At 33.0% G+C, this 8,229-nt stretch carries 7 protein-coding genes; 2 read left to right on the plus strand and 5 right to left on the minus strand.

Annotation, left to right across the window (positions count from 1 at the left end; genetic code table 11):
- The 5 genes from QZ659_RS19375 to QZ659_RS19395 form a co-directional block, all read right to left on the minus strand.
- The coding region (locus QZ659_RS19375; RefSeq protein WP_291728532.1) for a Fic family protein at positions 1-980 on the minus strand (980 nt) is incomplete at its 3' end.
- Between the two features lie 271 nt (positions 981-1,251).
- Positions 1,252-2,802, minus strand: coding sequence for an aldehyde dehydrogenase family protein (locus QZ659_RS19380; protein ID WP_412728048.1), 1,551 nt, complete (start codon positions 2,800-2,802; stop codon positions 1,252-1,254).
- 89 nt (positions 2,803-2,891) lie between these two features.
- On the minus strand, positions 2,892-3,437 hold the full coding sequence (locus QZ659_RS19385; RefSeq protein ID WP_291728536.1) for a hypothetical protein: 546 nt from the start codon (positions 3,435-3,437) through the stop codon (positions 2,892-2,894).
- Positions 3,438-3,522: 85 nt separating this feature from the next.
- Positions 3,523-4,332, minus strand: coding sequence for a GTP cyclohydrolase I FolE (gene folE / locus QZ659_RS19390; RefSeq protein WP_291728537.1), 810 nt, complete (start codon positions 4,330-4,332; stop codon positions 3,523-3,525).
- Positions 4,295-4,702, minus strand: a complete 408-nt coding sequence (locus tag QZ659_RS19395) for a 6-pyruvoyl trahydropterin synthase family protein (protein ID WP_291728538.1) — start codon at positions 4,700-4,702, stop codon at positions 4,295-4,297. The genes folE and QZ659_RS19395 overlap by 38 nt, the downstream gene beginning before the upstream one ends.
- A 265-nt stretch (positions 4,703-4,967) precedes the next feature.
- Between QZ659_RS19395 and QZ659_RS19400 the strand changes: the two genes are divergently transcribed.
- Positions 4,968-5,585 (plus strand): hypothetical protein, encoded by a 618-nt coding sequence (locus QZ659_RS19400; protein ID WP_291728539.1) that lies wholly within the window; start codon positions 4,968-4,970, stop codon positions 5,583-5,585.
- Between the two features lie 193 nt (positions 5,586-5,778).
- Positions 5,779-7,728 (plus strand): T9SS type A sorting domain-containing protein, encoded by a 1,950-nt coding sequence (locus tag QZ659_RS19405; protein ID WP_291728541.1) that lies wholly within the window; start codon positions 5,779-5,781, stop codon positions 7,726-7,728.
- The last annotated feature ends 501 nt before the right edge of the window (positions 7,729-8,229 follow it).

The raw sequence follows: 8,229 nt of genomic DNA on the forward strand, positions 1-8,229 counted from the left end.
TTAATAAAGGGTTGAATAAATAGAAATTCTACAAGTTTTTCTACATTTTTGAATTTGGTCTTTTGGTTTATGTAATCAGCTATTGAATTTTTACTCGTAACAATATCATTTATCTTATAAAAAGTATCGTTGGAAGTTTGTTCTACGGCTCTTAGCATAAAGAGAAGCCATTTTTTCCAGTTACCTCGCTGTGAAACTCCCATTATCCCATCATAATAGTCGTGTTTATATTCCAAAATATATTTACTAAGAAATAATATTGGAAAATCTAATAGTCCTTTGTTGGTTAAATAATGGATATTAAAAACTCTTCCTGCCCTACCATTTCCATCAGCAAATGGATGAATTGCCTCAAATTGGAAGTGAGCTATTGCCATTTTTAGTAAGTGGTCTATCCTATATTTTTCATCATCATTTACAAAATCAATCAAGTTTTCTAGCTTTTTTTCGATTATCCCTTCTCCACGAGGAGGCGTATAAATTATTTGACCAGCATTTACATCTGTTCCTCCTTGCCTAATTACAGTAGTTACGAAAGGTGGACGTATTTTAGTTGTTGTCTGTTTTATTTGTTGATAAATTTTAATAAAATAATCTTGTGTAAAAGACTTCTCTTTCTGTAGATACTCATATCCAGACCACAATGCTTCCCTGTATCTCAAAACTTCCTTTGGAGCTGACTTGGTAGTTGTATCACTATTTTTTTCGCTATATGCTTTGTATAGTTCATCATCAGTTGTAAATATATTTTCAATGGCAGTAGAAGTTTTTGCCTCCTGCAAACTTATCGTATTAATGAGCAAACCTTGATTGGGTATGACAGCACTTCTTCCGTGTAATCTTGCTAATGCAGCTTTTGCGTCTCCTAGCTTTTCTAAGATTTCTACTTTTTTGTATAATTCTTCCTTGATGGGTAATAAAGGTAAATCATTCCAAGGAAGATTTCTATCTGGATTAATATTGTATAGTAATTCAGGCATTAAAATATACTATGTTTTAATGTTTAGTAATGATTCTTTATCAAATATAGTGATTAAGTGTATAACAAACATTAAAAACATATACTTTTTAATGTTTGTTGTAAATTTTGACCTTAAAACTGAATGTTAAGTTACGATACACCTCAAAATAAATCTACTTTTACAGAAGGATCCAGCAAAATAAAAATCCTTCCTCAAAGAGAAAGGATTTAAAATATAATTTTTATATAGGGATAATGCATGCATTGTCTCTACCAATAATGAACCTTTTTTATATATCAAACTTAATTCCTTGAGCTAAAGGAAGTTCTGTTCCGTAGTTGATAGTATTTGTCTGACGACGCATATATACTTTCCAAGCATCAGAACCCGACTCACGTCCTCCACCAGTTTCTTTTTCGCCACCGAAAGCTCCACCGATTTCTGCACCTGAAGTTCCGATATTTACATTAGCGATTCCACAGTCAGAACCCCAATGAGCCAAGAAATTTTCAGATTCTAGCATATTTTTAGTAAAGATAGCTGAAGAAAGTCCTTGACGAACATTGTTTTGCATAGCGATTGCATTTTCTACATCACCAGAATATTTCATCAAGTATAAAATTGGTGCAAATGTTTCTTCCTGTACCATTTTGTAGCTATTTTCAGCCTCTACGATAGCTGGAGTTACATACGTTCCAGATGCGTATTTGTCGCCTTCCAAAACTTCGCCACCACAGATAAGGTTTCCACCTTCTGCTTGTACCTCTTTAAGTGCGTTTTCAAAGCCTTTAACAGCATCTTTATCGATAAGTGGTCCTACAAGTGTTCCTTGCTCTAATGGATTTCCAATAGGAAGATTTTTGTAAGCATTTACCAAACGCTCTTTGATAGTATCATATACAGAATCGTGTAAAATCAGACGACGTGTAGATGTACAACGCTGTCCACACGTTCCGACTGCTCCAAAGATAATGGCACGGATAGCCATTTCTAAATCTGCCTCTGGTGTTACGATGATAGCGTTGTTTCCTCCTAATTCTAGTAAAGAACGACCTAATCTTGCTCCAACTGCTGCTCCAACCGATTTACCCATACGAGTAGAACCTGTTGCTGAAACGAGTGGAATGCGCTCGTCTTCTGCCATTGCTTTTCCGATAGTTGCATCGCCTACAATTACAGAGAAAATTCCTTCTGGAACATCATTATCTTTCAAAACATCTTTAATGATATTCTGACAAGCAAGAGCTGTGAAAGGAGTTTTTTCAGATGGTTTCCAAACTGAAGCATTACCACAAACAGCAGCCAACATTGAGTTCCAAGACCAAACAGCTACTGGGAAGTTGAAAGCAGAGATAATTCCAACTACACCAAGTGGGTGATATTGGTCGTACATACGGTGCATCGGACGTTCAGAGTGCATCGTAAAGCCGTGAAGCTGACGAGAAAGACCAACAGCAAAATCACAAATATCAATCATCTCTTGTACTTCGCCCAAGCCTTCTTGATAGATTTTACCCATTTCATAACTTACCAATTTTCCTAAGTTATCTTTGTGCTTGCGAAGAGCTTCGCCTATCTGACGAACAACTTCTCCACGCACAGGAGCTGGAAGTGTACGCCATTTTTTAAAGCCTTCTTGTGCTTTTTTGATTACTGTATCATAATCTTCTTTGGTAGCCATATCTACTGATGCGATAAGTTTTCCATCAGCAGGAGAGTATATTTTTTTAGTTTCTCTTGAGCCAGTAGAAGCCCACTCTAAACCTGTTGAGTAACAAGCATTATGTTCTTTTATTCCTAATTTATTCAATACATCTTGAATTGCAGATGTTTCTGTCATTGTTGCCATAGTGTGTGCCTATTGGTGTTAAATTATTGATTAATTCAAATTCTTTCACAAAGAAACGAAAACCATTTTTGATTTAGAAATTATAGCTTATTTTCTGAATTGATATTGTGCTTATTCATTGTACCTTCATCAAAAAATACGCTAATGTGGTCAGCCATACAAGGAGTAATACCTTCTCCGATTTCAACAGCTGAAATCCAAACGTTTCTATTATTTATGAATTTGAGTTGAATGGTTTCAGGATAGTAAATTGTACCATCCTTGTCTAAAATATAAGACCAAACACTCTGTATAGAAACTACTTTTTTACCTATTACTTCATTCCAGTTTTGGTGTGTAATTCTATGAATCTTTACATTTGCATTTTGAGAAAATTCCTGCTGAATTTTTCCTTTTGTAAATTTCAAATCGTAGCAGACAAATTGTTTATCCCATATAAAATAATAAGTCTCATCATCGTCTGTTTTTATCTCAAGACCATAATCTATTGAGTGATGGTCTATGCTATTCCAATAAGGCTCTCCATAATCTATTTCATAATAATGTACTGACAGAATTGCTTTACCAATTAATTCTTTAATAGGTTTCTCATAATTCTCTATCTTGAGTGCTAGAGGTGTTTTCATTTCAAAAAAATAAGATTTACAAAAAAAGCCGTTCCTAAAAAATTAGAAACGACTCAAATATATACTATAAAATTTTAATCAAAATCTACTGAATATATCTCAAAAACTCACTTCGTGTAGCTTCTTCATTAAATTTACCACTATAAAAACTTGTAATGGTAGTACTGGTTTGGTCTTGAATACCTCGCATCGAAACGCACATGTGAGCAGCATCCAAAACGACAGCTACATCTTCTGTACCCAACATTTTTTTGAGTTCTTCGCCTATTTGATTGGTCAAACGTTCTTGTACTTGTGGACGGCGAGCAAAATAATCTACAATTCTATGCAGTTTTGAAAGTCCCACTACACCACCATTTGAAATATAGGCAACATGTGCTTTTCCGTGAATCGGAACAAAATGGTGTTCGCAGTGAGAGTGAAAGCTAATATCTTTTTCTACTAAAAGCTGATTGTAACCAAACTTATTCTCAAACATTTTAGTAGGAGGTTTATTTTCTGGGTCTAAACCTTTAAAAATTTCTTTTACGTACATTTTTGCAACTCGCTTTGGCGTGCCTTGTAGGCTATCATCTGTTAGGTCTAATCCCAAAATGTCCATTATTTCTTTAAAATGAGCTGCTATTTTTTCTATTTTAGTATCATCGTCAAGCTCAAAAGCATCTTTGCGTAGTGGTGTTTCTATGGAAGTAGCAATATGATTCTCTCCAATGCTTTCTAAATTTTCTTCTATATCTTGTTTGTTTTGAAGAGATGATTTTTCTTTTGTTTTCACTTGGTTTTTCTTGTTAGTAGGAAGTGTAATAGTTGTGTCTGGACTGACTTGTTTGTCGTGGTTGTGAGTGCCATTTACCTTTTTAGGCTGGGCATTCGACGAAGTTGCGTTCAGTTTCATAAAGTTTGATTTTTAAATCTAAGTTTGAATTAAGTTTGGAGCGTAAGATATTATAAATCACGACAGCAATATTTTCAGCACTCGGATTTATGTCTTTAAACTCTGGAATCTCTAAGTTGAGATTTTTGTGGTCGAATCGGTCTGCAATATGCTCTTTTATCAAATCACTAAGCCATTTCATATCTACAACATAACCCGTTTCTGGGTCTATCTCACCTGTTACTTGCACGATAAGATTGTAATTATGACCGTGATAATATTCATTGTTGCATTTGCCAAATATTTCTTGATTTTTTTCAGCAGACCATTTTGGGTTATTTAAACGATGAGCAGCATTGAAATGTTCTTTTCTAAAGACAGAAACACGCATAGGTTTTAAGAATAAATAAGATTAAATGAACAAATAATAAAACGTATTTTAAACAATTTCTTGGTAAAAATATTTTTGGGTAAGTTTGTTTAAAAAACGGCTACTTTGGTAAGAAATAATATCTTTCTGATGCTTTTCTTCAAGACCAGCGTTTTATTTTCACTCTCTATAAACAAATGTTGATATTTTTGTTTAAAGATTTAATAAAAATTATTCAACAAACTTGCTTTCAGCTTCTATTCTTACCAAAAAAGGCTTCTAATCTATGGATTTTTTCGATGATATTTTTAAAAAACTCTTTCCCAAACGAAATAAAACAATTCCTATCTTAAAGGAAAATTTGAAAAGGTCGGAAAAAGAAGAATTAGAATTTCAAATTTGGTCTTCTAGTGGAGATGCTACCTATTGGCTGGCTCGTATTTATGAATCATATCATTTGAAAAGACAAGGACTTATTTCACAAGATATTCAAGTGCATTTGTTCTCTTCAGCAGCCTCCAATGGAATAGCTATTTCTTATACCAATGCAATGAGTACCAAACAGTTTCGTTTTTTATTTGACAAACTTAAAGAATCTATTTTAAAGTTGCCTTATCCTTACAAACTCTATACATCTGATAGAGCTCATTACGAACGAACCAATTATGTAGAGACGATAGAAAAGCATTATCTAAAACCTGTCTATGGAACAAATAAAGAAGTGGGAAACGAACTCAGAAGTGATGGTCAGTTGCCACAATTTTATGGAAATATTTTAATAGAATATATCCAAATAGATGGAGAGCCAAGTTTTATTCGTTTGTTGGCAAATATTTATTCAGACAGACTGTTTTTAGATGCTTTGCCTTTTGAAGAAATGATAAAGGCTATTTTGCAGAACTAGAGTACTATTAAATTTTTGAAATCTGTAAGAAAATGATACATTTGTAGTCCTCAAAAAGCAAAAATTAGCATATTAAATCCATCAAACCCTAAAAAGCTATCGCAAAAAAACTCTACAAAAATTAAATATTTTCTAGCCCTTCTAAAATCAATCTTAATCGGTAAAACTCTTATTTTTCCTTATTTTTGTAGTTATGACTAAAACAATAATAATTTTTTTCCTACTTGTTTTTACAAGTTTAGGAATCTATACAGATGCAGTTGGACAGTTATTAGTTTATCCAATTCAGCAAAACACAACAACACAGCAAAAAGCAAATAAAGCCAAGTCTGTAAGACTAAACAAGATATTTAAAATAGATAGTGTAGCCACAGACACGATTGTGTTGGAGCTACCTTTCTTTGAGGATTTTTCCACAACTCCTGTAGGTTCACCAGACACAACAAAATGGATGAAGGGTAGTGGTGTTTTTATAAACAATGGTATTGGTCTGAATCCACCAACAAAAAATGTAGCTACCTTTGATGGTGTGGCTGCCAATGGAGAACCGTACAATCAAGGTTTCCCTACCAGTCAAGGACTTGGAGATACGCTTACTTCGCAACGAATAGACTTAACTTCTACAGATACAGGAGATGGAGTGTTCTTCTCGTTTATGGTACAGGCTCGTGGAAATGCTGAAACTCCTGATACTACCGATTTTCTAAAGCTAGAATTTTTAGATAATGAAGGAAATTGGGAGCAAAAATGGGAAAAGCGTGGAGGTAGAATTGACACCAAGCGTTTTGAACATGTTATTTTGAGTGTAGATGAAGAAAAGTTTTTTCACGATAGTTTGCAGTTTCGTTTTACTTCTTTCAATCGCCTTTCAGGTGCATTTGATGTTTGGAATATAGATTATATTTACTTTAATAAAAGTAGAACTCCTTCTGATACTGTATTTTTAGATGTAGCTACTAGCAAAACTCCAACACATTTTATCAAGCCTTATTCGGCAGTTCCGTATAGTCATTTTTGGAGTGATACTACTCGTTATCTGACAGATTCTATTTTTTCTTCTGTAAATAACTTGGATGAGACATTCAATGTTATTTCTTATTTGTGTGAAGTTAGAAATGAAGAAACTCAGCAAATTTTGGGCTATTGGTATGGATTAGATTCAGATGCAGCCTCTTCTTCTGATTTAGTAGAAGGATTTGAAAGAGACGTAGAAATAGTGGCTATTCCTAATGCTAGTATTCTTCCACAAGGACAAGATTCTATGACAATTACGCATCAGTTTCAAGTCAATACAAGAGAACCCAATGAGAATTTTGGAGGAGTTTATACAAGAGACAATGATACAATTAGTCAGACTTCAACTTTCAAAGATTTTTATGCTTATGATGACGGAACAGCAGAGTTTGCAGCAGGAATAAATCAGCGTTTTGGTCAAATTGCTTATCAATATTATATCTCAGAGCCTGATGAGCTTACCCACATTGATATTTATTTTGCACGTATTGGCGCAAGTGTAGAAAATCAGACTTTCAATCTAAGAGTTTGGCAAAAAATTGATCTATCAAGGACAGATATTAAAGATTCAGTAATGCTGACTCAAAATGCTATTTTGAGATATTCAGAAGGAATAAATCAGTTCAATCGTATTGAGCTGTCTCGTAAGCTAAATGTTTCAGATACTATTTATATCGGTATTCAGCAACTGGGAGAAAATATGTTGCCAATTGGACTAGACACACAGACAGATTCTAAAAGTAAACTCTTTTTCAATGTACGTAATTACTGGGAACAAAATCAGTTTGTAGAGGGAAGTTTGATGTTACGACCTGTTTTTTCAAAAGAAGATATAGTTACAGGAATTGAAGATACAGAAGAAGAAAATGAATTTGAGTTGTGGCAACAAGGTTTGGTAGTGTATCCAAATCCAGCAAAAGACAAAATACGTTTTAGTAAAAATGTAGAACAAGTAGAAATTATGGATTTGACAGGAAAGCTAGTAGGAAAATATACACTCAATCCAAACTCTCTCTATAATGCTGATAAAGAAATTGTACTGCCAAGTTTTATGAAAAATGGAATGTATTTGGTAAAATGTCAGTATAAAAACTATATGACAGTTAAGAAATTAGTAGTACAGAAATAAATAGGACAACTGACTTATAATCAAAAAATTAGATACCAAGCAGCATTGAAAAATGCTGCTTTTTTTTATTTTATTCATTTAACTTTTTTTAATGTATGAAAAAGTAAAATCTAAGTTATATGACGTTAATAGTATTGCTCAGTATAAAATTTGGAATATTTTATGTTTGTAAAATAAAATTCTGTTTTGGGGTAGGGGTTGCAACTTGTTTTTTCGTTATGATTTATTAACTACTAAAAATGTTGATAGTATTACTTTTAAGTTAAAATTTTGAAAATTCAGAATTTATAATGTTTTTTTAGTTGATTTGTTAAAATAAAATTCTGTAAATGATTGATTTTTATGATTTTAATTTGGGGTTGCATGCTTTTAAGTTAAAGTTTGATTCTCTGCAAAGAGATATTACTTTTGTAACCCCAATCAGAAAAAGCCGTTAATCATACCACAACACAACAACAAAGAAATTCAAATTTATTTTTTAAAAGTTGTGATTTTAAAATT

The organism is Bernardetia sp., assembly GCF_020630935.1.
In the GTDB taxonomy this organism is placed as follows: Bacteria; Bacteroidota; Bacteroidia; order Cytophagales; family Bernardetiaceae; genus Bernardetia.

Bases quoted from the DNA above. Each gene is read 5' to 3' on its own strand.
- QZ659_RS19380 (WP_412728048.1), bottom strand. From the start codon at position 2,802: ATGACAGAAACATCTGCAATTCAAGATGTATTGAATAAATTAGGAATA.
- QZ659_RS19385 (WP_291728536.1), bottom strand. From the start codon at position 3,437: ATGAAAACACCTCTAGCACTCAAGATAGAGAATTATGAGAAACCTATT.
- folE (WP_291728537.1), bottom strand. From the start codon at position 4,332: ATGAAACTGAACGCAACTTCGTCGAATGCCCAGCCTAAAAAGGTAAAT.
- QZ659_RS19395 (WP_291728538.1), bottom strand. From the start codon at position 4,702: ATGCGTGTTTCTGTCTTTAGAAAAGAACATTTCAATGCTGCTCATCGT.
- QZ659_RS19400 (WP_291728539.1), top strand. From the start codon at position 4,968: ATGGATTTTTTCGATGATATTTTTAAAAAACTCTTTCCCAAACGAAAT.
- QZ659_RS19405 (WP_291728541.1), top strand. From the start codon at position 5,779: ATGACTAAAACAATAATAATTTTTTTCCTACTTGTTTTTACAAGTTTA.